Source organism: Ectothiorhodospira sp. PHS-1, assembly GCF_000225005.1.
Lineage (GTDB): Bacteria > Pseudomonadota > Gammaproteobacteria > Ectothiorhodospirales > Ectothiorhodospiraceae > Ectothiorhodospira.
The window spans coordinates 1-21,448 of sequence record NZ_AGBG01000036.1; the positions used below are offsets into that span (position 1 = coordinate 1).

At 64.0% G+C, this 21,448-nt stretch carries 17 protein-coding genes and 1 tRNA gene; 9 read left to right on the forward strand and 9 right to left on the reverse strand.

Features of this window, described 5'->3' with window-relative positions:
• The first annotated feature begins 30 nt into the window (after window positions 1-30).
• From ECTPHS_RS12190 to ECTPHS_RS12200, 3 genes are all read left to right on the forward strand, one after another.
• The gene (locus ECTPHS_RS12190; RefSeq protein ID WP_008933058.1) at window positions 31-1,851 is read left to right on the forward strand and encodes a long-chain fatty acid--CoA ligase; all 1,821 of its coding nucleotides are present in this window, start codon (window positions 31-33) and stop codon (window positions 1,849-1,851) included.
• Window positions 1,852-1,968: 117 nt separating this feature from the next.
• Window positions 1,969-3,342, forward strand: a complete 1,374-nt coding sequence (locus ECTPHS_RS12195; protein ID WP_008933059.1) for an OmpP1/FadL family transporter — start codon at window positions 1,969-1,971, stop codon at window positions 3,340-3,342.
• A 6-nt stretch (window positions 3,343-3,348) separates the two neighbouring features.
• A complete protein-coding gene (locus ECTPHS_RS12200; RefSeq protein WP_008933060.1) occupies window positions 3,349-4,353 on the forward strand; it encodes a YhdH/YhfP family quinone oxidoreductase in 1,005 nt (334 codons plus the stop codon).
• Between the two features lie 5 nt (window positions 4,354-4,358).
• On the opposite strand, the gene ECTPHS_RS12205 is transcribed toward ECTPHS_RS12200, so the two are convergent.
• A complete protein-coding gene (locus tag ECTPHS_RS12205) occupies window positions 4,359-4,712 on the reverse strand; it encodes a hypothetical protein (protein WP_008933061.1) in 354 nt (117 codons plus the stop codon).
• A gap of 202 nt (window positions 4,713-4,914) precedes the next feature.
• On the opposite strand from ECTPHS_RS12205, the gene ECTPHS_RS12210 reads away from it, so the two are divergent.
• Both ECTPHS_RS12210 and ECTPHS_RS12215 read left to right on the forward strand, forming a co-directional pair.
• On the forward strand, window positions 4,915-6,042 hold the full coding sequence (locus ECTPHS_RS12210) for an efflux RND transporter periplasmic adaptor subunit (protein ID WP_008933062.1): 1,128 nt from the start codon (window positions 4,915-4,917) through the stop codon (window positions 6,040-6,042).
• Complete coding sequence (locus ECTPHS_RS12215; RefSeq protein ID WP_008933063.1) at window positions 6,039-9,068, forward strand: efflux RND transporter permease subunit; 3,030 nt, start codon at window positions 6,039-6,041, stop codon at window positions 9,066-9,068. The genes ECTPHS_RS12210 and ECTPHS_RS12215 overlap by 4 nt, the downstream gene beginning before the upstream one ends.
• A gap of 22 nt (window positions 9,069-9,090) precedes the next feature.
• On the opposite strand, the gene ECTPHS_RS12220 is transcribed toward ECTPHS_RS12215, so the two are convergent.
• Window positions 9,091-11,772, reverse strand: a complete 2,682-nt coding sequence (locus tag ECTPHS_RS12220) for a bifunctional acetate--CoA ligase family protein/GNAT family N-acetyltransferase (protein ID WP_008933064.1) — start codon at window positions 11,770-11,772, stop codon at window positions 9,091-9,093.
• Window positions 11,773-11,939: 167 nt separating this feature from the next.
• Here ECTPHS_RS12220 and ECTPHS_RS12225 point away from each other — a divergent pair, with 167 nt between their 5' ends.
• Window positions 11,940-12,869, forward strand: a complete 930-nt coding sequence (locus tag ECTPHS_RS12225; RefSeq protein ID WP_040405961.1) for a histone deacetylase family protein — start codon at window positions 11,940-11,942, stop codon at window positions 12,867-12,869.
• Between the two features lie 57 nt (window positions 12,870-12,926).
• On the opposite strand, the gene ECTPHS_RS12230 is transcribed toward ECTPHS_RS12225, so the two are convergent.
• From ECTPHS_RS12230 to ECTPHS_RS12245, 4 genes are all read right to left on the reverse strand, one after another.
• Window positions 12,927-13,484: a thioredoxin family protein gene (locus ECTPHS_RS12230; RefSeq protein ID WP_040405955.1), complete on the reverse strand. Its 558-nt coding sequence runs from the start codon at window positions 13,482-13,484 to the stop codon at window positions 12,927-12,929.
• A 25-nt stretch (window positions 13,485-13,509) separates the two neighbouring features.
• Window positions 13,510-14,544: an NADP(H)-dependent aldo-keto reductase gene (locus tag ECTPHS_RS12235; RefSeq protein WP_008933067.1), complete on the reverse strand. Its 1,035-nt coding sequence runs from the start codon at window positions 14,542-14,544 to the stop codon at window positions 13,510-13,512.
• A gap of 138 nt (window positions 14,545-14,682) precedes the next feature.
• Window positions 14,683-15,573 (reverse strand): phosphoribulokinase, encoded by an 891-nt coding sequence (locus ECTPHS_RS12240; protein WP_008933068.1) that lies wholly within the window; start codon window positions 15,571-15,573, stop codon window positions 14,683-14,685.
• Between the two features lie 147 nt (window positions 15,574-15,720).
• Window positions 15,721-17,559 (reverse strand): SLC13 family permease, encoded by a 1,839-nt coding sequence (locus ECTPHS_RS12245; RefSeq protein WP_040405957.1) that lies wholly within the window; start codon window positions 17,557-17,559, stop codon window positions 15,721-15,723.
• 187 nt (window positions 17,560-17,746) lie between these two features.
• Here ECTPHS_RS12245 and ECTPHS_RS12250 point away from each other — a divergent pair, with 187 nt between their 5' ends.
• Entirely contained in the window at window positions 17,747-18,601 is an 855-nt protein-coding gene (locus tag ECTPHS_RS12250; protein WP_008933070.1) for a universal stress protein, read from the forward strand.
• On the opposite strand, the gene trmB is transcribed toward ECTPHS_RS12250, so the two are convergent.
• The 3 genes from trmB to thiS are packed head-to-tail and all read right to left on the reverse strand — an operon-like array spanning window position 18,594 to window position 20,404.
• Complete coding sequence (gene trmB, locus ECTPHS_RS12255; RefSeq protein WP_008933071.1) at window positions 18,594-19,310, reverse strand: tRNA (guanosine(46)-N7)-methyltransferase TrmB; 717 nt, start codon at window positions 19,308-19,310, stop codon at window positions 18,594-18,596. The genes ECTPHS_RS12250 and trmB overlap by 8 nt on opposite strands.
• Before the next feature lie 55 nt (window positions 19,311-19,365).
• Window positions 19,366-20,178 (reverse strand): thiazole synthase, encoded by an 813-nt coding sequence (locus ECTPHS_RS12260; protein ID WP_008933072.1) that lies wholly within the window; start codon window positions 20,176-20,178, stop codon window positions 19,366-19,368.
• Between the two features lie 25 nt (window positions 20,179-20,203).
• Complete coding sequence (gene thiS, locus ECTPHS_RS12265; protein WP_008933073.1) at window positions 20,204-20,404, reverse strand: sulfur carrier protein ThiS; 201 nt, start codon at window positions 20,402-20,404, stop codon at window positions 20,204-20,206.
• 134 nt (window positions 20,405-20,538) lie between these two features.
• Between thiS and ECTPHS_RS12270 the strand changes: the two genes are divergently transcribed.
• Both ECTPHS_RS12270 and ECTPHS_RS12275 read left to right on the forward strand, forming a co-directional pair.
• A tRNA-Gly gene (locus ECTPHS_RS12270) sits at window positions 20,539-20,612 on the forward strand.
• 131 nt (window positions 20,613-20,743) lie between these two features.
• Entirely contained in the window at window positions 20,744-21,172 is a 429-nt protein-coding gene (locus tag ECTPHS_RS12275; RefSeq protein WP_008933074.1) for a Fur family transcriptional regulator, read from the forward strand.
• Window positions 21,173-21,448 lie beyond the last annotated feature (276 nt).

The following is a 21,448-nucleotide window of genomic DNA, read 5'->3' on the forward strand; positions in this document are numbered from 1 at the left end:
AGCGTCAGACCCCTGCAAGAGGAGTAGAACATGCACGAGCTCAACGACGTTATCTCGCCGGAAGCCGCGGGCAGCCTGGCGGGTCTGTTCAGGGAGCGAGTCAAGAGAACGCCTGAGGCGGTGGCCTTTCGTCAGTTCGACACCGCCTCTTCCAGTTGGCAGACCCGAACCTGGAAGGAAATGGCGCAGGAAGTGGCCCGCTGGCAGGCGGCGCTGCTCAAGGAGGGATTCAAGCCCGGCGACCGGGTCGCGGTCATGCTGCGCAACTGCCGGGAATGGGTCATTTTCGACCAGGCTTCGATGGGGTTGGGTCTGATCACCGTCCCGCTCTATACCGATGATCGGCCCGACAACATCGCCTATATCCTTCAGGACGCCGGTGCCCGGATGCTGCTCCTGGGGGGCAAGGCCCAGTGGCGACGGCTGCAGGAGGTGCGGGACCGTCTGGAGACGGTACAGCGCATCGTCTCGGTGGAGGCCATTCCCAAGGGGGATTTCTCCGAAGAAGAGCGCCTGGTTTCCCTGGATGACTGGACCCGGGGACTGGAAGGGGAACTGATCACCCACGAGGCGGACCCCCACGGCCTGGCGACTATCGTCTATACCTCCGGCACCACCGGACGTTCCAAGGGTGTGATGCTTTCCCATCACAATATCCTCTCCAATGCCCATGCCTCCCAGCAGTGCGCGCCCATGGGCGCGGATGACCTGTTCCTCTCCTTCCTGCCCCTCTCCCATACTCTGGAACGCACCGCTGGTTGCTACATGCCCATGATGGTGGGCGCCCAGGTGGCCTACGCCCGCTCCATTCAGGGGCTGGCGGAGGATCTGCTCACCCTGCGTCCCACGGTGATGATTTCCGTGCCGCGCATCTATGAGCGCATCTACGGCCGCATCAACGCCGGACTGGAGGAAAAGTCTCCCCTGGCGCGCAAGCTGTTTCTGACCACGGTGAATATCGGCTGGCGCCGGTTCGAACATCAGCAGGGCCGGGCTGGCTGGCATCCCGGTCTCCTGCTGTGGCCGGTCCTGAAGAAGATCGTGGCCGACAAGGTGACTTCCCGTCTGGGGGGGCGCCTGCGCTATGCGGTCTGCGGCGGCGCGCCGCTGCCGCCGCCCATTGCCCGTTTCTTCATCGGTCTGGGGCTGCCGGTGTTCCACGGCTTCGGCATGACCGAGGCCAGTCCCGTGGTGAGCGTGAACCGTCCCGATGACAACCTCCCCGCCAGCGTGGGCGCGCCCCTACCGGGGGTGGAGGTGAAGATCGGTGATGATGACGAGCTGCTGGTGCGTGGCCCTTCGGTGATGCAGGGTTACTGGAACAACGAGGAGGCCACCCGGGAAACCATCGACGCCGACGGCTGGCTGCACAGCGGCGACAAGGCCCGGTTCAACGAGCAGGGCCATATCTTCATCATCGGCCGCATCAAGGAAATCCTGGTGCTGGGCAACGGGGAAAAGGTGCCGCCCGCCGACATGGAAATGGCCATCACCCTGGACCCCGTGTTTGAACAGGCCCTGGTGCTGGGGGAGGGCAAGGCCTATCTGAGCGCCCTGGTGGTGCTCAATCCCGAAGAATGGGAGAAACTGGCCAAGACGCTGGAGGTGGACCCCCGGGATGCCGAGGTCCTGCGCAGCCGCAAGGTGGAAAAGGCCTTGCTGGAGCGGGTGGGTGTTCAGCTCAAGGAGTTCCACGGCTATGCCCAGGTGCGGCGTCTGACCGCCTCCCTGGAGCCATGGGAAGTGGACGGCGGCTTGCTCACGCCCACCATGAAGATGAAGCGTAACCTGATCATGGCCCAGTTCCGGCGGGAGATCGAGCAGATGTACGAGGCGCACAACAATCGCTGAGACTTGTGCCGGAGTGATTCGGCGGTGCGATTGACGCGATTGGCGGGAAGGGGAGAGGACTTCCTCAAATTCAGAACTTAATATCAACGACACTAAAAAATAGAGGGGATGCAGGGGATGACGATGCAGGCAGTTCGTATTCGCAACGGCCTTTCACTGGGTGCGGCCGTGTCACTGGCGCTGGCGGGTGGCGCCATGTGGTCCGAGCCGGTCAAGGCGGCCGGGTTCTATATTCAGGAGCAGAGTGTCAGTGGCCTGGGGCGGGCCTTTGCCGGGGATGCCGCCATCGCCTCCGATGCCAGTACCATCTTCTTCAATCCGGCGGGCATGACATATCTGTCGGGGCCGGAGGTCCAGGTTGCGGTGCACCTGCTGGTGCCGAAGGCGGATGCCCGGAACAGCAATTCCACGGCCGCCACGCCGGGGACGTTGGGTAATCCGTTGCCCTATGGGGGCGGCAACGGCGGAAATCCCTATGATCCGACGCCGGTACCGAACTTCTTTTATGCCAGACCCTTTAATGATCAGCTCTGGTATGGCTTCGGCATCACCGCGCCATTCGGTCTGGCCAATACCTACGACAAGGACTTTTTTGCCCGCTACGATTCCACGGAGACGGAGCTGAAGGTCATCAACTTCCAGCCTTCCATTGCCTACCAGGTCAATGAGCGGTTTTCCGTGGGTTTTGGCCTGGATATCCAGTATGCGGATGCCACCTTGAAGAATGCCGTGCCGGATCCGACCCGCCCTGGTGGTCCCTCGGTGGATACCGATGGCGAAGTCAGCCTTGAGGCGGACAGCTGGGATTATGGCTTCAATCTGGGGGTGATGTTCCAGCCCACCCAGGATACGCGCCTGGGCATTCACTATCGCCAGGGCATCAAGCATACGCTGGACGGCAAGGCGCGCATTACCGCCCCGAATTTTTCCAGCCCGAACCCTCTTCTTCCCGATCCGGGTTCTGTGACCAGTGAAGGTGGGGAGGCCGCACTGCGTCTTCCCGACATCGTGACCCTGGGGGTGATGCACCGGCTGAATGACCGCTGGACGCTGCTGGGCCAGTACAGCTGGTTCAAGTGGTCCAACTTCGACGAGATCCGGGTGAAGTTCGATACTGACCGCAATGATAGCGAAACTCTGCAGAACTATAAGGATACCTGGGCGCTGTCCATCGGTGCCGAATACCGCCTGGATGATCGCTGGACTCTGCGTGGGGGCATGCAGTACGACCGTACCCCGACCCAGGATGATTTCCGCACTACCCGGACCCCGGATGGTGACCGGACCTGGTTCTCCCTCGGTGCCAGTTACCAGCAAGGACCCCACTGGGGCTTCGATCTGGCCTATACCTATATCGATATCAGCAAGGAGTCGCTGGTTTTGACGCGGCCCTTCTTCGAAAACACGCCCGTCTCGAGTGAAGTCAGTATCGACGGCACCACCCGCGGTCACGTCCACATCCTGGCTGCCGCCATGCGCTACCACTTCTGAGGTCCCATGGACGCCACCTTCCCGGCCCTGCTGATACGCGACCAGGTTCAAGGGTCTGAGCGCGTCGATTTCATCCGCATGGATGAGGCCGATCTCATGCCCGGGGACGTGGAGGTGGCGGTTCATTATTCCTCGCTCAATTACAAGGACGCCCTGGGCATTACCGGCAGCGGTCGGGTGTTGCGTCGTTCTCCCATTGTGGGCGGCATCGATGCGGCCGGTGAAGTGATCGCCTCTTCGGACACCCGCTTCAAGCCCGGTGATCCGGTGCTGGTCACCGGGGCGGGCCTGGGGGAGTATCACCACGGGGGGTTCGCCGGTCGCATCCGGGTGCCCGCCGACTGGGTGGTGCCCCTGCCTGCCGGAATGGATTGCCGCCAGGCCATGATCCTGGGCACGGCGGGGCTGACCACCGCCCTGATTCTCAAGCGTTTTCAAGAAAATCAACAGCTTCCGGAGATGGGGCCGATCCTGGTCACCGGCGCCAGCGGTGGGGTCGGCGCCCTGACCATCAGTCTGCTGGCCGCCCAGGGCTACGAGGTGGTGGGCCTCACCGGGAAACCGGAGATGGCTCCCTGGCTCAGGTCGCTGGGGGCGTCCGAGGTACTGGACCGACATGGTCTGTCCATGGGCTTTCGCCCGCTGGAGACGGCCCGTTGGGGCGGTGCCGTGGATGTGCTGGGGGGGGAAGTCCTGGGCTGGCTGGCTCGGACCGTGGATGACTGGGGCAACATCGTGGTGGTGGGTCTGGCCGGTGGGGCGGATCTGCGGACCACGGTCATGCCTTTCATCCTGCGGGGGGTGTCACTGCTGGGGGTGACGTCCGCCAACTGCCCCCTGCCCATGCGAGGCCCCCTGTGGGAGCGGTTGGGCAGTGACTGGGCGATTCCTCATCTGGATTCCATCCTGAGCGAGGAGGCTACTCTGTCGCAGTTGCCCGAGTTCAGCCGCCGCATGCTGGCGGGCAGGACCTGGGGCCGAATCCTGGTGAATCTGCGCGCTGATACCTGAGTCGGTCAGGGTTGGCCGATGCCCGAGAGGATGGAGTCCCGGGTAATGACTTCCCGCATCACCCGGCTTTCGGGATGCCTCCCGCCGCAGATATCCAGCACCCTGCCATCGGCCAGGTGGGCTTCGATGTTGTAGCCCAGGCCCGGTTCATGATTGAGGGTGATGGTGCGGGTCTCGCCGGCTCGCAGCTGCAGCAGGGTGGTGTGTTGTTCGGTGTCCACGTTGGCATAACCGATCTCTACCGTGGGGATGGTCTCGCCGGTGCGGTTCTGTACATGCACGATGATGGCACGCTCGGGCAGAGTCAGTTCCGGGGTGGTGGCCCAGAGGGTGATGCCGATACCCGCGACCAACGCCATGGGTACAAGTAGCCAGAGTGTCCAGGAGCCTGAGTCGTTCATCAGTGAATGCTAATTCGTCAGCCGGCCCCTTGTCATTGACAACCGGCAATTCGGATCTTGCCCGCCCCCATCCTCCCGTGTCCGAAGGCTGTCTCGTCTCTGCTATGCTGGCAGCATGCCCTGTCTGACCCTCACCCGTCCTCGCCAAAGGAAAGAACGGATGCCTCCTCTTGCCCCCCGCCGACCCTGGTTTCCTTTCGTGTTTCCCCTGCTCGCCGTCTTGCTGGGTGCCTGCGGTGGCCCGCCGGAACCGGAACCTGAACCCCGGGTGCGCCCGGTGATGGCGGTCGAGCTGGAAAGCCCGACGGGATTGGCGGCACGCAGTTTCAGCGCCCGGGCCGAGGCGGCGGAACGGACCGGTCTGGCCTTCCGGGTGTCCGGCCAAGTGGTCTCGGTGCGCGCGGATCTGGGGGATTACGTGTCCACCGGCACCGAGCTGGCACGACTGGATGACCGGGATTATCGGCTCAAGGTGCGTGAACTGGAAGGGCAGCTGGCGGCCGCCGAAGGCAAACTGACGGAGGCCCGGGCCAATTTTGAGCGGGGCCGCACCCTGGTGGCCGACGGCACCATCAGCCGTGCCGATTTCGACCGTCTTCAGGCCGGTTTTCAACAGGCCCGGGGGCAGCGGGATGCCCTTGCCGAAGGGCTGGCCACGGCCCGGGCGGCGCTGGAAGACACCGTGCTGCGGGCGCCCTTCAATGCCCATGTGGCGGTGCGTGCTGTCGAACCCTTCGAGCAGGTGAGCCCCCAGCGGGTGGTCTTCGTGCTGGATCGACTGGATGTGATCGAGCTGCGGGTGGGCATGCCGGAGACGCTGGTGGTGCACCGTGAGCGCCTGACGGCGGTGGACGTGCATTTTGCCGCCCTGGGCCGCGACTATGCCGGCCACGTCAGGGCCATCGGGGTGGACGTGGATGAGGATACCCAGACCTATCCGGTGCGCATCGCCGTGCAGAATCCGGATCGTCGCATCCTGCCGGGCATGACCGCCCGGGTGGATTTTCGCGCGGCGATGCCGGAAGCACACCTTGCCGACTATTTTCTGGTGCCGCTGACGGCCGTGACGGAATACCGGGGCGATCCCCACGTGTGGCGCCTGGACGAGGCGGATGAACGGGTGCACCGGGTTCCGGTGAGCCTGGGCCCCCTGGAGCGTGAAGGCATGCGCGTCCGGGGGGATCTGCAGCCCGGTCAGCGGGTGGTGGTGGCCGGCGTGCAGCATCTGGAGGAAGGTCAGCGGGTGCGGTTGTTGACCGAGGATGACATCCGGGGGGCGCGCCGATGAACGCCGCTGTCTGGGCCATCGGCAATGGCCGTTTCGTGGGGTTCGTGGTGGCGCTGCTGGTGCTGATCGGCATCGTTGCCTATACCCAATTGGGGCAGCTGGAAGACCCCGAGTTCACGGTGCGCACTGCGGTGGTTTACACCGAATATCCCGGTGCCCGGGCGGTGCGGGTGGAACAGGAGGTGACCGAGCGCATCGAACTCAAGATCCAGCAGATGGGGTCGCTGGATCAGGTGGAGTCCTACAGCCGGGACGGGGTGTCGGTGATCTTTGTGGACATCCAGGAGCGCCATGGCCCCGACCAGTTGCGCCAGATCTGGGATGAACTGCGCCACAAGGTCAACGAGGCGGCGCTGAGCTTGCCGGATGGCGTCGTCGGTCCCTTTGTGGATGACGAGTATGGGGATGTGTTTGCCATGCTGCTGTCGCTCACCGGGGAGGGGTACGGGTACGACGATCTGGACCGCATCACCGATACCGTGCGCCGTGAGTTGTTGCGGGTACCCGGAGTGGCCAAGGTGGAGATCTTCGGTGCTCAGGGGGAACGGGTGTTCGTGGAAACCTCCCGGGACAAGATCGCCGAGATGGGCCTGACTCCCCATCTGGTGGTGCAGGCCCTGAACCGTCAGAACGTGGTGGCCCCGGCCGGGTTCGTGGAACTGGGGCCCCGGCAGGTGCGGATCTTCGCCAGCGGGGTGTTCGAGTCCCTGGAGCAGATCCGGGACCTGGCCATCCGCAGCCCGGTCACCGGCAATCTGGTCTATCTGCGGGATTTTGCCGAGGTGCGCCGGGGCTTTGCCGATCCGCCCGAGGCCCTGCTGCGTTATGACGGGACGCCTGCCCTGGCCATCGGCATCGTGCCCACCTCGGGGGTGAACGTGGTGGACCTGGGGCGTCTGGTGAACGAACGCCTGGACGAGATCACCCGCGGCCTGCCGGTGGGCATGGCCTTCGGCGTCATCGCCGACCAGCCCCGGGAGGTGCGCACGGCGATCAACGAATTCATGGTCAACCTGGCCATGGCGGTGGTGATCGTCATTGCCGTGCTGCTGATTTCCCTGGGGTTGCGGACCGGGCTGATCGTGGGGTCCGGGGTGCCGTTCACCATCCTGGCCACCTTCATCGCCATGTGGATCACGGGTATCGACCTGCACCGGGTGTCCCTGGGGGCGCTGGTGATCGTGCTGGGCATGATGGTGGACAATGCCATCGTGGTGGCGGAGCTCACCTATGTGAAGATGCAGCGGGGCCTGGATCGTCTGGAGGCGGCGCGGGAGGCGGTGGCCGAGACTGCCTGGCCGCTGCTCTCCGCCACCCTGATCGCGGTGCTGGCCTTCTCCCCCATCGCCCTGACCCAAACCGCCACCGGGGAATTCACCCGCTCCCTGTTCTGGGTGGTGGGTTTCAGTCTGCTGCTGAGCTGGGTGCTGGCCATCACGGTCACCCCGGTGATGTGTCATCGCTGGATGAAGGTGAGCGCCGGCGGCGAAGGGCAGGACCCCTATGGGGGGCGGCTGTACGGTGGGTTCCGCGGCCTGCTCCACACAGTGCTGGTCTGGCGTCGCACGGCAGTGGCCGCCTTTGTGGGCCTTTTGATCGTGGCGGTGCTGGGTTTCATGCTGGTGCCGCAGATCTTTTTCCCGCCGGCGCAACGGGCCCAGTTCATGGTGGATTACTGGTTGCCCGAGGGTAGCCGTATCACCCATACCGCCGCCGACATGACGGCCATCGAGGCCTGGCTGGGAGGCCACGAGGAAGTGGACACGGTAACGGCCTTCATTGGCGAGGGTTCCCCCCGGTTCTATCTGCCCATGTTGCCCGAAAGTCCCAATCCCGCATTCGGCCAGATCCTGGTCAATCTGCGCGAGGTCAAGGATCTGGAGCCGATGATGGCCCGGACCCTGGATTTCATGCGCGAGGGCTTCCCCGACGCCGAACCCCGGGTGCGGCCCATGCAGCTGGGAGACCCGGTGCGCTATCCGGTGATGCTCCGCATCCTGGGGCCGGACCGGGTGGTGTTGCGGGAACTGGCGGAAGAGGCCGCGACCCGGCTGCGGGCTGATCCCCGGGTGGCCCATGTTCACCCCAACTGGCGGGACAGGACGCCGCAGATCCAGGTCCAGGTGGACCAGGAACGGGCCCGGCGAGCCAATGTCACCAGTGCCGCCGTGGCCGAGGCCCTGGCCACCGCCTTTGCCGGCCAGGCCATCGGCGTCTACCTGGAAGACGACAAGCGCATCCCTATCGTATGGCGTTTCCCCCTGGAGGAGCGTACCGATCCCACCCGGGTGGAGACCATGGTGATCTGGCCGGAGCAGGGAAACCGGCCGGTGCCGTTGTTGCAGGTGGCCGATGTCTCGATGGTCTGGGAAGATGCGGTGATCTGGCGTCTGGACCGGGAGCGGGCGTTGACCCTGCAGATGGATCTGGTACCCGGCGTCACCGCCCATGAGGTGGTGCGGGATCTGGCCCGCGTGGTGGAGGATCTGCCGTTGCCGGTAGGGTATCGACTGACCTGGGACGGGGAGGCGGCCAAGTCCGCCGAGGCCCAGCGGGGTGTCCTGCAGCCGGTGCCGGTGGTGCTGGGCTTGATGGCGCTGGTGCTCATGGCTCAGTTCAACAGCTATCGCCGTTCCCTGATCATCCTGCTGACCGTGCCCCTGGGAGTGGTGGGGGTCAGCGCCGGCCTGTTGTTGCTGCAGCAACCCTTCGGTTTCATGGCCCTGCTCGGGGTGATGAGCCTGTCGGGCATGATCATCAAGAATGCCATCGTGATGGTGGAGCAGATCGATCTGGAGATGGAGCGGGCGGAGGATGCGCGCCAGGCCCTGGTGGAGGCGGCGGTGAGCCGCGTCCGGCCGGTGATGCTGGCGGCCCTGACCACGGTGCTGGGCATGATCCCCCTGGCCCTGTCCGGTCCGTTCTGGGCGCCCATGGCCATCGCCATCATGTTCGGCCTGGCCCTGGCATCCCTGCTGACCCTGCTGGCGGTACCGCTGTTCTATGCGATCCTGTTCGGCAGCTGACGGGCGGCCCTGGCCGGTGAGGTCAGAGCCGCTTGCTCACCACCTTGATGCCGTCATCCTCGGAGCTGTTGCGGGAGGTGAAGCCCAGTCGGTGCATGAGGGCGATCATGTTGGTGTTCTGGGTCAGCACCTTGCCTTCCATGGTGCGCAGGCCCCGGGAGCGGGCCACGTCCATGAGTTCGTTCATCAGGTGGGAACCGATGCCGCGGCCCTGCCATTCGTCCGCGACCACCAGGCCGAACTCACAGCTCTGCTGATCCGGGTTGGCGGTGTAGCGGGCCACGGCGATCTGCAGTTCCGAGCCGTCCGGCTGTTCACGCACCGCGATCAGGGCCATCTCCCGGTCGTAGTCGATCTGGGTGAAGCGTACCAGCATGTGGGGGGTGAGTTCGTGCACTGCCTGCATGAAGCGGAAATAGCGCGCCTCCGGCGAGAGATTGCGCACGAACTCCTGCTCGATCCTGGCGTCTTCCGGACGGATTGGGCGGATGGTCAGATTGATGCCGTCCGGCAGTTGCCAGTTGTTCACCAGATGGGCGGGGTAGGGGTGGATGGCCATGTGGGCGTAACGGTCCGGCATCGAGGGCGGGTAGTCCACGGAGAGGCGGGCATCCACCGCCGCCAGCCCCCGTTCGTCGGCGATCAGGGGATTGATGTCCATGTCCTGGATTTCCGGTAGTTCACAGACCATCTCCGACACCCGCAGCAGTACCTGCTCCAGGGCCTCGTCGTCCACCGCCGGCATGTTGCGGAATTCCTTGAGCAGCTTGGCCACCTTGGTGCGGGCGATCATGCCCTCGATGATGACCTCGTTCAGGGGCGGCAGGGCCACGGCCCGGTCCTTGATGACTTCCACGGAAGTCCCGCCGGAGCCGAAGCTGATCACCGGACCGAAGACCGGGTCCCGCAGCACGCCCACCATTAGCTCGCGACCATAGGTACTCTTGTGCATGCGCTCGATGGTGACACCGTTGATGCGGGCATCGGGTCGCAGGCGCCGGGTGTCCTCGATCATGGTCTGGAAGGCGCTGCGCACGGACTCGGCGCTGGCGATGTTCAGCCGCACCCCCTGTACGTCGGATTTGTGGGTGATGTCGGGGGAGTCGATTTTCATGGCCACCGGGTACCCTACGGTGCCGGCCGCCACCAGGGCCTCGCTGGCGGTGTTGGCGCGCATGGTCTGGGTGACCGGGATGCGGAAGGCAGACAGAATCGCCTTGGATTCCATGGTGCTCAGGACCTTCCGGCCTTCCGATAGGGCGCTTTCGATAATGAGCCGGGCACCCTGCACGTCGGTGCGGGTGCGGTCGGAAAGGGGGCCGGGGACCTGCAGCAGCAGTCGCTGGTTACGCTTGTGGGCGGCCAGGTAGGCAAAGGCCTCCACCGAGGCTTCCGGGGTGGTGAAGTGGGGCAGGCGTTCCTTGGTGAAGTGCTCCCGGGCGGTACGGACCTGGTTGTCTCCCATCCAGCAGGCCAGCACCGGTTTTTGGGTCTTGCGGGCCACCGGAGTCACGGCCTGCGCCACGCCCAGGGGATCGGTCATGGCCTGGGGCGTGAGCATGACGATGGTACCGTCCACGCCGTCGTCATCCAGGCAGGCCTTGAGGGCCGACTCAAACCGTTTGGCATCGGCGTCTCCCAGCAGATCCACCGGGTTGCCGTGGGACCACTGCTCCGGTAGGGCCTTGTTCAGGCTTTCCATGGTGGCGGCACTGAGTTGGGCCATGGCGATGTCCAGTTCCACCGCCCGGTCCGTGGCCATGACCCCCGGTCCGCCCGCGTTGGTGACGATGGCCAGCCGGTTGCCTTCGATCCGGTAGCCGCTGGAGAGGATGCGGGCCGCGGAGAACAGTTGCTGGATGGTCATGGCGCGCACGGCGCCGGCCCGTTCCAGGGCGGCGTCGAAGACGTCGTCGGCACCGACCAGGGCACCGGTATGGGACATGGCGGCCCGGGAGCCTTCCGCATGACGGCCGGACTTGATGACGATGACCGGCTTCATGCGGGCCGCTGCCCGCAGGCCGCTCATGAAGCGTCGGGCGTTGCGGACTCCTTCCACGTAGACCAGGATGCTGCGGGTCTCCCGGTCCAGGGCCAGGTAGTCCAGCACGTCGCCGAAATCCACGTCCGAGGCATCCCCCATGGAGACCACGGCGGAAAAGCCGATTTCCTGGCTTTCCGCCCAGTCCAGGATGCCGGTGCAGATGGCGCCGGACTGGGACACCAGGGCCAGGTTGCCGGGCAGGGCCCGATTCTTGCTGAAGGTGGCATTCATGCCCCGGTTGGGTCGAATGATGCCCAGGCAGTTGGGGCCGATGAGGCGCAGGTCGTACTCCTTGGCGATCTCCATCACTTCCTGTTCCAGACGCTTGCCCACCCGGCCGCTCTCGGCAAAGCCGGCGGACAGGACCACGGCGCCCTTTACCCCGTGTTCGCCGCAGTGACGCAGGATGCCGGGCACCGTGCGTGCGGGTGTGGCCACGACCACCATGTCCACCGGGCGACCGATGGCTTCCACATCCGGATAGGCCTTGCGACCCTGGACAGTGTCATGCTTGGGATTGACCGGGTAGAGCTCGCCCTTGAAACCGGCGTCGATGAGGTTGGCGAAAACCAGGGTACCAAGGGCGTTGGTCCGTTCGCTGGCACCGATCACGGCCACGCTGCGGGGATTGAAGATGCGGCTGAGAAAGTGTGGTCCCATGATTCGACGGTCGACGCCCCTGAGTGAGTGTTCATCCGAGTATAGTATGGGAGATGCTGCGGTGCGGCGAAACCGCTTCTTGAGCAGGGCTTTCATCAGTTTGCACGCCTCTTTTTGCTGCACTGCTTCGGGGTAATATGGTCATGACCACGAAGGAGCCCATGACCATGACCATCGCATTCATTACCCACCATGACTGTACCCTGCATCGGGTTGCCACACATCATCCGGAAGTGCCGGAACGTCTGGCGGCCATCGATGATCGCATGCTGGCCTCGGGGTTGAGCATGCTGCTGCGTCATTATGATGCCCCTCTGGTCACCCGCGAGCAGCTGTTGCGTGTCCATGCCGAGGATTATATCGACTGGGTGGAGGCCTCCGCACCGGGTTCCGGCGGGATGGTCTGCCTGGATGACGGTGATACGGTGATGACCGAGCACACCCTGCAGGCGGCCCGACGGGCGGCGGGGGCGGTCATCCTGGCGGTGGATCTGGTCATGGGCGGCGAGGCCAAATCGGCCTTCTGCAGTGTGCGTCCTCCGGGCCACCACGCGGAGCGCGCCCGGGCCATGGGTTTCTGCATCTTCAACAATATTGCGGTGGGTGCCGGCCACGCCCTGGCGCGTCATGATCTGGAGCGGGTGGCCGTGGTGGATTTCGATGTGCATCACGGCAACGGCACCGAGGAGATCTTCCGTAACGAGCCGCGGGTGATCTTCTGTTCCACGTTTCAGCATCCCTTCTATCCCTTTACCGGAACGGAGGTGGATACCGACCATATCGTCGGTGTGCCCTTGGCCAGAGGGACGACCGGGACGGAATTCCGGGAAGCGGTGGCGGAACACTGGCTGCCGGCCCTTGAGGCCTTCCGGCCTCAGCTGATGATGATCTCGGCCGGTTTTGATGCCCACCGGGAGGAGGACATGGCGGATTTCATGCTGATCGAGGACGACTACGCCTGGGTGACACGCAAGCTGAGGGACATCGCCCTGCGCCATGGGGAAGGGCGGGTGGTGTCCTGCCTGGAGGGGGGCTATGCCCTGTCGTCCCTGGGGCGGTCGGCCTGCGTGCATGTGGATGCCCTGATCGGGCCGTGACGGTGCTCCATCCCCGATCCTTCTCCCCCGGCCGGGGGAGAAGGGAGGCGTGTCAGGCTATGCCTTCCACTTGATGTTGCAGCCCAGGCTGGGTGTCTGGTCCTGGGGTGCCGGCTGCCCCGCCAGCAGGGCGTCGGCGGCGGCCCGCAGGTCAGCGCCGGTGACCGGGATGTCGCTGCCGGGTCGGGAGGCATCGAACTGCCCCCGGTAGAATAGCCGCCGGTCCGCGTCGAACAGATAGAAGTCCGGCGTGCAGGCGGCGTCATAGGCCCTGGCCACTTCCTGGGTCTCGTCGAACAGGTAGGGGAAGGTGTAGCCGAAACGACGGGCCTCGTCCTTCATCTTTTCCGGGCTGTCTTCCGGGTAGTTTTCCACATCATTGGCATTGATGGCGATGACAGCCAGCCCCTTCTCGGTATAGGCGCGGCCGAAACGGGCGAACTCGTGCCGGATCAGCTGCACGAAGGGGCAGTGATTGCAGATGAAGGCGATGACATAGCCCTTTGCATCGGGAAAGTCATCCAGGGATACCCGCTTGCCGGTGCTCGGGTCGGGCAGGCTGAATGCCGGGGCCTGGGTGCCCAGTTCCAGCATGTTTGATTCTGTTCTTGCCATGGTGGCTTTCCTCCTCGTGATGGCGTCATGGGCAGGGGATGGTGTGGCGCTGATGCACCGCCTCGATCTCCTCCAGGACGGCTTGGCTCAATGTGATCTCCAGGCTGGCGATGTTCTCTTCCAGTTGTTCCAGCCGGGTGGCGCCGATGATGTTGCTGGTCAAAAAGCTGCGACTGTTGACGAAGGCCAGGGCCATTTGGGCCGGTGACAGTCCGTGGCGTCGGGCGATTTCCACATAGGCGCGGGTGGCGGCCACGCCGGTTTCCCCGGAGTAGCGGGAGAAGCGGGAGAACAGGGTCAGGCGGCCATCGGCGGGGGGTGATTCCAGGTATTTGCCGCTCAGGGCACCGAAGGCCATGGGGGAATAGGCCAGCAGACCCACCTGTTCCCGGTGCGCCATTTCCGCCAGCCCCACCTCGAAGCCGCGGTTGAGCAGGTTGTAGGGATTCTGGATGGACACAACGCGAGGCAGGCCCTGGCGCTCGGCCACGCGCAGATATTCCATCAGGCCCCAGGGGGTCTCGTTGGAGATGCCGATGGTGCGTACCTTGCCGGCCTTGACCATGTCCCCCAGCACCGCCAGTGTTTCGGCGATGGGGGTGTCATCGGCTTCCGGCTGGTGCTCGTAGCCCAGCTTGCCGAAGTAGTTGGTGCTGCGCATGGGCCAGTGGATCTGGTACAGGTCCACGTAGTCGGTTTGCAGGCGCTGGAGGCTGTCGTGCAGGGCCTGCTCCAGGTGAGCGCGGTCGTGTCTGGGGCCGCCTCGGATATGGCCCAGCTCGCTGCCGGGGCCGGCGGCCTTGGTGGCGATCACCAGGTCGTCCCGGCGTCCCCGCCGGGCCAGCCAGTTGCCCAGATAGGTTTCGGTGCGCCCTTGGGTCTCGGCCCTGGGGGGTACCGGGTAGAGCTCGGCGGTGTCGATGAAGTTGATGCCGTGATCCACGGCCATGTCCAGCTGGCTGTAGGCCTCGGCTTCGGTGTTCTGTTCGCCCCAGGTCATGGTGCCCAGGCAGAGCAGGCTCACCTGGATGTCCGAAGTGCCCAGAGTCCTGTATTGCATGATGTTCTCCCGTCCGTTTCAAGCGTTCAGGGGCATGGTAATCCAGGATGTCCGCAATGACACGGCAATGGGGCCGAGAGGGATGTCCCGCCGGGGCTTGGGGTGGCAATCCCCCGGCGGGTACAGAGCACGTCGGGCTTAGCCGCGTTTTTCCAGCAGGTCGCGGATGATGGGCGCCAGGATGATCTCCATGGCCAGCCCCATCTTGCCGCCGGGCACCACGATGGTGTTGCGCCGTGACATGAAGGAGTCATGGATCATGTTGAGCAGGTAGACAAAATCCACTCCGAAGCGTTTGGGATCACGGAAGCGGATCACCACCAGGCTTTCGTCCGGGGTGGGAATGTCGCGGGCGATGAACGGGTTGGAGGTATCCACCGTGGGTACCCGCTGGAAGTTGATGTCGGTGCGGGAGAATTGCGGGGTGATGAAGTTCACGTAGTCGGGCATGCGCCGCAGGATGGTGTCGACAATGGCCTCAGCGGTGTAGCCTCGTTCCGCGTTGTCGCGAAAGATTTTCTGAATCCACTCCAGGTTGACGATGGGGACCACGCCGATGCCCAGATCCACATGTCGGGCCACGTCCGTGTCACCGTGCTTGACCAGGCCGTGGAGGCCCTCATAGAACATCAGATCCGTGCCTGGCGCGATGTCTTCCCAGGGAGTGAACTCACCGGGCTTGAGGTTGCCGTTGAGACGGCCATTGTGATGGGCGGCCTCGTCATCGTTGTGGATGTAGTAGCGCTTTTTGCCGGTGCCTGTTTCGCCGTAGGTATTGAACAGTTCCTCCAGCTTGTCGAACAGGTTGGCGTCGGGGCCGAAATGGCTGAAATGGTTGTTGCCCCGGGTGCCGGCCTCTTTCATCGCCTGCTTCATTTCCACCCGGTTGTAGCGGTGGAAGCTGTCGCCCTCGATGACCACCGGGTTGATATGCTCACGACGGAAGATGTGTTCGAAGGCATTCTTGACGGTGGAAGTGCCGGCGCCGGATGAGCCGGTGACGGCCACGATGGGATGTTTCTTCGACATGTTCTGACTCCTCGTTGCTTGATGGTAAAAGCCTGCGACTCATTATTTATTTGATTTATTTGTATCTATCGGCACGGTCGCCGTGACCCGGGCCGTATGCCTTGTCATCGCTGCAAAGTCGTGAGTCCCGTTCGTGTCGTGCTGGGCCTAGAACACCAGGTTCAGCATCACCAACGACACGATCAGGAACAGAATCGTCATGATGCCCCCCGCCCTCACGAAGTCCATGACCCGGTAACCGCCAGGTCCCATGATCAGGGCGTTGACCTGGTGGGTGGGAATCAGAAATGAGTTGGAGGTGGCGATGGCCACGGTGAGGGCAAATACCCTTGGATCCGCGTCCATGCCCATGCCTTGCGCCGCCACGGCAAAGCTCACCGCCAGCGGCACCAGTAGCACCGTGGCCCCCACGTTGGACATCACCAGGGTGAAGAACGTCGCCAGTATCGCCATGGTGGCCTGCAAAATCCAGGGAGACACCTGGCCGAGCAGGGAGAGGGTCTGCTGGGCGATCCATGCGGCGGTGCCGGTCTGATCCACGGCGGCCCCCAGGGGGATGAGACTGGCCAGCAGGAAGACCGTCTTCCAGCTCACGGCCCGGTAGGCCTCGTCGATGCTCAGCACGCCGGTCAGGATCATGCCGACGGCCCCCGTGAGCAGGGCCACCGACAGCCGCAGGTCGGTGAACAGGATCAGGGCCAGGGTGATGAGAAAAAAGGTCAGGGCGAAATGCACCTTCTGGGGGCGCAGTTCCTCGTGGGGGTAGTCGCTGGTGATGACGACGAAGTCACGGTCCTTCTCGATCCGGGCCAGCGAGTCCCAGCGGCAATGGCAGACCAGGGCATCTCCCGCCTGCAGCGGGACTTCCCGCAGACCCTGGCGAATGGTTTCCTCGCCCCGATGAATGCCCAGGACCGACAGCCCGTAGGTCTTGCGCATGGCAATGTCGGTAACCGAGCGCCCCACCAGATGGGAACTGGGCGGGATCACCACCTCGCCGATGCCCGACCGGTTGGGTGCCAGGGCGTCGGCGAAGATGTCCAGCCGGTCGTTGAGCCGGTTGCCGCTTCTGGCGGCAAAGGCCTCCAGGGCTTCATGGCGCCCCAGCAGGGCCAGGTGGGCATTGGGCGCGATGGTCAGGCCGCTCCAGGGGCCGACCCGACGCTCTCCGTTCATGAAGGTGGCCACGACGATGACGGGGAATTCCCGTTCCAGGTCGCCGACGGTCTTTCCCGCCAGCGTGCTGTCCTCGCTCAGGCGCATTTCCCGGATCACGAAGTCCAGTCCGTAGACCCGCTGAAAATAGGCTTCGGTGCTTTCGGCATTGGTACTTTCCCCCTTGGTGGCGGGCAACACATAACGGCCCAGCAGGACGAAATAGAGAATCCCGGTGGTCACCAGGGCCAGGCCGATGGGGGTGACATCAAAGAGCTGGAAGGGCTCCATGCCCTCCGGCAGGAGATCGTTGAGCAGGATCAGGGGGCTGGAACCCACCATGGTGATGGTGCCGCCGAGGATGGCGCAAAAGCCCATGGGCATGAGCAGCCGCGACATGCTCAGGCCGGTGCGGGCGCTGATGCGGGAGACCACGGGAATGAACAGGGCGGCGGCGCCCACGTTCTGCATGAAGCTGGAGATCACGCCCACGGTGCCGGACACCATGGGCAGGATGCGCCGTTCCGTGTGGCCGCCGACCTTCATGATGAAGCTGGCCACCTGGCTCATGACACCGGTCTTGTCCAGTCCGGCGCCGATGATCATGACCGCGATGATGGACATGACGGCGTTACTGGCAAAGCCGTTGAACAGGTTCTGGACGTCGGTGATGTCGTGCAGGCCCGGCACCAGGCTCATCAGTCCCAGCAGCACCATGATGCAGATGGCGGCCACATCCACTCGAACCACTTCGGTGACGAACAGGACGATGGTGAGTCCCAGCAGCCCCAGGACCACCATCATCTGCGGTGTGAGAACGAGTGATTCCATTTGGATTATATGAGTATGAGTTTATGGCATATATGTTTCAAACTTTTCCATTATTTCATCATATTCTTGAAATGCAACTCCCCATCCGGGGCGTCATGGCGCCCCGGGACAGGGCCGCGCCTCTGGTCCGTGGGACAGCAAGTTCGCTATGCTCCCTGAACGACCTTATCGCCAGGAGACCCCTGCCATGGACTCACAGCTCTCCCCCGTGGGGCGGTTCCAGACCCTCCTGCTGGCCACCGACGGCACCGAATGCAGTGCCGGCGCGGAAGCCGTGGCGCTGGGCGCGGCATCCCGCTGCGAGTCCCGGCTCATCCTCATGCGGGTGGTGCTGACCAATCCGGAATATGAGTCCATGGCGCCCGACCGGGTGGCGGACGAGACGGCGGCGGCCCGGGACGACCTGGAGCGCCTGCGCAAGCGGGCCGTGGACATGGGCATCGCCTGCGAGACGGTGATTCGTCATGGCGTGGATGCCTATCTGCCCGTGGTGCAAGCGGCGGAAGAAAAGCGCGTGGACTGCATTGTGGCGGGGCGTCGGCAGCGCAGTGACCTGGCCCGTCTGATGGTGGGGGATTCCACCGCCAGGATCATCGGTCATGCCCCCTGCAGCGTGCTGGTGGCCGCCCAGGGCGCGGATCGCCCCCGACGCCGGATTCTGGTGGCAACGGATGGGTCCCGGCTGGGGGATGCCGCCTGTGTGGCGGCGGCGCACCTGGCCGAGGTCTGCGAATTGCCCCTGACGGTGCTGACGGTCACATCACCGGATCAGAGCGAAGAGCGGCGGGTAGAGGCCAGTCAGACGGTGCAGCGGGTGCTGGACAGTCTGATGCGTGAGCGTCGGGGGCGGGGTGCGGGGCTGGAGGGCATGGTGGAGCAGGGGCGACCGGACGCGGTGATCGTGGATGTGGCCCGCGGCCGGGGGGCGGACCTGGTTGTGGTCGGCAGTCACGGCCGCACCGGTCTCAAGCGCCTGTTCATGGGCAGTGTCTCCGAACGGGTCATTGGTCATGCCCCCTGTCCGGTGCTGGTCATCAAGTAACCGCCGGTTCCCTGGCAAACAGGACGTCCCACACGCCGTGCCCCAGTCGTTGTCCCCGTTGTTCGAATTTGGTCAGGGGACGGTATTCGGGGCGGGGGCTGAAACCCTCGCCGGCCAGGTTGCGGAATCCGGCGGCCTGATTCATCACCGTCAGCATGTGTTCGGCGTAGGGTTCCCAGTCGGTGGCCAGATGCAGTACGCCGCCCGCCCGCAAGCGCGATCCCAGTAGTGCCACGAACGCCGGCTGCACCAGGCGTCGCTTGTGATGCCGCTTCTTCGGCCAGGGATCGGGGAAATAGATCTGTATCCGGTCCAGGGATCCTTCCGGAATCTGCAGTGTCAGGACTTCCACCGCGTCATGGCAGGCCACTCTCAGGTTGGAGAGTTGCAGGGCCTCGATCTGTTGCAGCAGGTGTCCCACGCCGGGGCGATGGACTTCCACCCCGATGAAGTCCCGGTCCGGGGCTTCGGCGGCCATTCGTGCCAATGACTCCCCGTTGCCGAATCCGATTTCCAGCGTGACCGGCGCCTGTCGGCCAAACAGGGCGGGCAGGTCCAGCGGCTGTGGCGTGAATGCCAGCCCCCAGCGCGGCCAGAGGTCATCCAGGGCGCGCTGCTGGCCGGTGGTCAGTCGTCCTTCGCGGCGGACGAAACTGCGGATCCGGCGACGGCCGTCAGCGGTGGGTGTGAAAGGCAGTGAGTTGTTCATGAGGCGGGATCAGGCCATGGCGGACCCGGTTGGGTCCGCCGATAGTAACGATGGATTAGAAGAAGGTGCCGTCGATGGGGGACGAGGCAGAGGCATAGCGCCGGCGCGGCATCCGGCCCGCCAGGTAGGCCTCGCGACCGGCCAGGATGGCGTGTTTCATGGCCGAGGCCATGAGGACCGGGTTGCGGGCGGCGGCGATGGCGGTATTCATCAGTACGCCGTCGCAGCCCAGTTCCATGGCGATGGCCGCATCGGAGGCGGTGCCCACGCCGGCGTCGACCAGGATGGGCACATTGGCGTTTTCCACGATCTCCAGCACGTTGTAGCGATTCTGGATGCCCAGGCCCGAGCCGATGGGGGCGGCCAGGGGCATGACGGCCACGCAGCCGATCTCTTCCAGGCGCTTGGCCAGGATCGGGTCATCGCTGGTATAGACCATGACCTTGAAGCCTTCGGCGACCAGGGTTTCCGCAGCCTTCAGGGTCTGTACCACGTCGGGGTAGAGGGTTTTCTCGTCACCGAGGACTTCCAGTTTCACCAGGTCGTGGCCATCCAGCAGTTCCCGCGCCAGGCGACAGGTGCGCACGGCATCTTCGGCGGTATAGCAGCCGGCGGTGTTGGGCAAGATGGTGTAGCGATCCGGGGGGAGTACGTCCAGCAGGTTGGGTTCATCCGGATTCTGGCCGATGTTGGTGCGTCGGATGGCGACCGTGACGATCTCGGCGCCGCTGGCCTCGGTGGCCAGGCGGGTCTCTTCCAGGTCCTTGTATTTGCCGGTCCCCACCAGCAGGCGGGAGCGATAGGCGGTGCCACCGATCACCAGGGGGGAATCGGTGGTCGTATCCGGGGAGTGGCTTGTGGTCGACATGGGGATACCGTGTGTGTGTTGAGGATTAACCGCCGCCGATGGCCTGCACGATCTCGATGCGATCGCCGGGAGCAAGGCGGTGGGCGTCGAACCGGCTGCGGGGCAGCAGTTCGCCGTTCACTTCCATGGCCAGGCGGCGACCGGTCAGGCCCAGTGCTTCCACCAGTGCGGTTGCGGTGGGCGGCTGCGGCAGTTGGCGCGTTTCGCCATTGACAATGATGTCCATCGTGGAATCTTCTCCAGTAGACGGATGGCAGAGGAGGCATCTTAACGTAAAGCCGTCGCGTTCGGGACGCATGGTCCCGTGTGCGTCGTGACCGTTGAGAAGCGAACCCCGAGCGCATACACTATGGTCACTGCGCGGGTGTAGTTCAATGGTAGAACCTCAGCTTCCCAAGCTGATGACGTGGGTTCGATTCCCATCACCCGCTCCAGTTCCATAGCGCTTCTCGTCCCCTTTTCGTTGATCCCCTCGCGTTGCTTCAGTCGGGCATTTTGTCGTGACCATTGCGCCCCATTTTCTGTGCTAGACTTTGTCTAAACGCAATTTTGGTGGTTCAAGCCCATGAAACAGGAACAACGCAATACCGGTCTGGATCGTGAAGCCGTGGTCAGGAAACTGCGTGAGCACGGCATCACGCCCACTCAGCAGCGGGTGGATATCGCCACGGTCCTGTTCGAAAGGCCTCAGCACGTCTGTGCCGACCAGGTCCTGGCCCAGGTCAACGCCGTGGAATCGCTGGTGTCCAAGGCCACTGTCTACAACACCCTGGGCCTGTTCGCGAAGAAGGGGCTGGTCCGGGAGGTTCTGGTGGACCCCACCCGACTGTTTTATGACTCCAATATGATTCCTCACCATCACATGTATCACTCGGACTCCGGCATGCTGGAAGACGTGGCGCCGGGGCAGGTCCAGCTGGGTGCGTTGCCAGAGGCGCCGGAGGGCATGGTGATCGAGGGCGTGGACGTGGTCATCCGGGTGCGCCGGATTTGAAGGCAGCCCAACAGCCCCTCTCCCCTCGTGGTAGAGGGGCTGGAGAGAGTGGGGAAGGGAGTGTCCGGACTTGCGTGCTGTCGGGTTGTTTTTTAAGTGCTTGAAAAGATGTTTTTTTTGAAGAAATTTCAAAAAAGTTTCAAAAAGGGAGTTGACGGGAAAACTGAGGGGCCTATAATGCGCGCTCTCCAACGGCGAGACGGTCTGAACCGAAACGCGGTTGGCAAGGTTGAGAGATCGGGGAGTTGACAAACGGTTTCGAGATCTTCAGAATTG

What these genes read in the sequence shown, in the direction of transcription:
- ECTPHS_RS12190 (WP_008933058.1), top strand. Translation starts at nt 31, where the DNA reads ATGCACGAGCTCAACGACGTTATCTCGCCGGAAGCCGCGGGCAGCCTG.
- ECTPHS_RS12195 (WP_008933059.1), top strand. Translation starts at nt 1,969, where the DNA reads ATGACGATGCAGGCAGTTCGTATTCGCAACGGCCTTTCACTGGGTGCG.
- ECTPHS_RS12200 (WP_008933060.1), top strand. Translation starts at nt 3,349, where the DNA reads ATGGACGCCACCTTCCCGGCCCTGCTGATACGCGACCAGGTTCAAGGG.
- ECTPHS_RS12205 (WP_008933061.1), bottom strand. Translation starts at nt 4,712, where the DNA reads ATGGCGTTGGTCGCGGGTATCGGCATCACCCTCTGGGCCACCACCCCG.
- ECTPHS_RS12210 (WP_008933062.1), top strand. Translation starts at nt 4,915, where the DNA reads ATGCCTCCTCTTGCCCCCCGCCGACCCTGGTTTCCTTTCGTGTTTCCC.
- ECTPHS_RS12215 (WP_008933063.1), top strand. Translation starts at nt 6,039, where the DNA reads ATGAACGCCGCTGTCTGGGCCATCGGCAATGGCCGTTTCGTGGGGTTC.
- ECTPHS_RS12220 (WP_008933064.1), bottom strand. Translation starts at nt 11,772, where the DNA reads ATGGGACCACACTTTCTCAGCCGCATCTTCAATCCCCGCAGCGTGGCC.
- ECTPHS_RS12225 (WP_040405961.1), top strand. Translation starts at nt 11,940, where the DNA reads ATGACCATCGCATTCATTACCCACCATGACTGTACCCTGCATCGGGTT.
- ECTPHS_RS12230 (WP_040405955.1), bottom strand. Translation starts at nt 13,484, where the DNA reads ATGGCAAGAACAGAATCAAACATGCTGGAACTGGGCACCCAGGCCCCG.
- ECTPHS_RS12235 (WP_008933067.1), bottom strand. Translation starts at nt 14,544, where the DNA reads ATGCAATACAGGACTCTGGGCACTTCGGACATCCAGGTGAGCCTGCTC.
- ECTPHS_RS12240 (WP_008933068.1), bottom strand. Translation starts at nt 15,573, where the DNA reads ATGTCGAAGAAACATCCCATCGTGGCCGTCACCGGCTCATCCGGCGCC.
- ECTPHS_RS12245 (WP_040405957.1), bottom strand. Translation starts at nt 17,559, where the DNA reads ATGGAATCACTCGTTCTCACACCGCAGATGATGGTGGTCCTGGGGCTG.
- ECTPHS_RS12250 (WP_008933070.1), top strand. Translation starts at nt 17,747, where the DNA reads ATGGACTCACAGCTCTCCCCCGTGGGGCGGTTCCAGACCCTCCTGCTG.
- trmB (WP_008933071.1), bottom strand. Translation starts at nt 19,310, where the DNA reads ATGAACAACTCACTGCCTTTCACACCCACCGCTGACGGCCGTCGCCGG.
- ECTPHS_RS12260 (WP_008933072.1), bottom strand. Translation starts at nt 20,178, where the DNA reads ATGTCGACCACAAGCCACTCCCCGGATACGACCACCGATTCCCCCCTG.
- thiS (WP_008933073.1), bottom strand. Translation starts at nt 20,404, where the DNA reads ATGGACATCATTGTCAATGGCGAAACGCGCCAACTGCCGCAGCCGCCC.
- ECTPHS_RS12275 (WP_008933074.1), top strand. Translation starts at nt 20,744, where the DNA reads ATGAAACAGGAACAACGCAATACCGGTCTGGATCGTGAAGCCGTGGTC.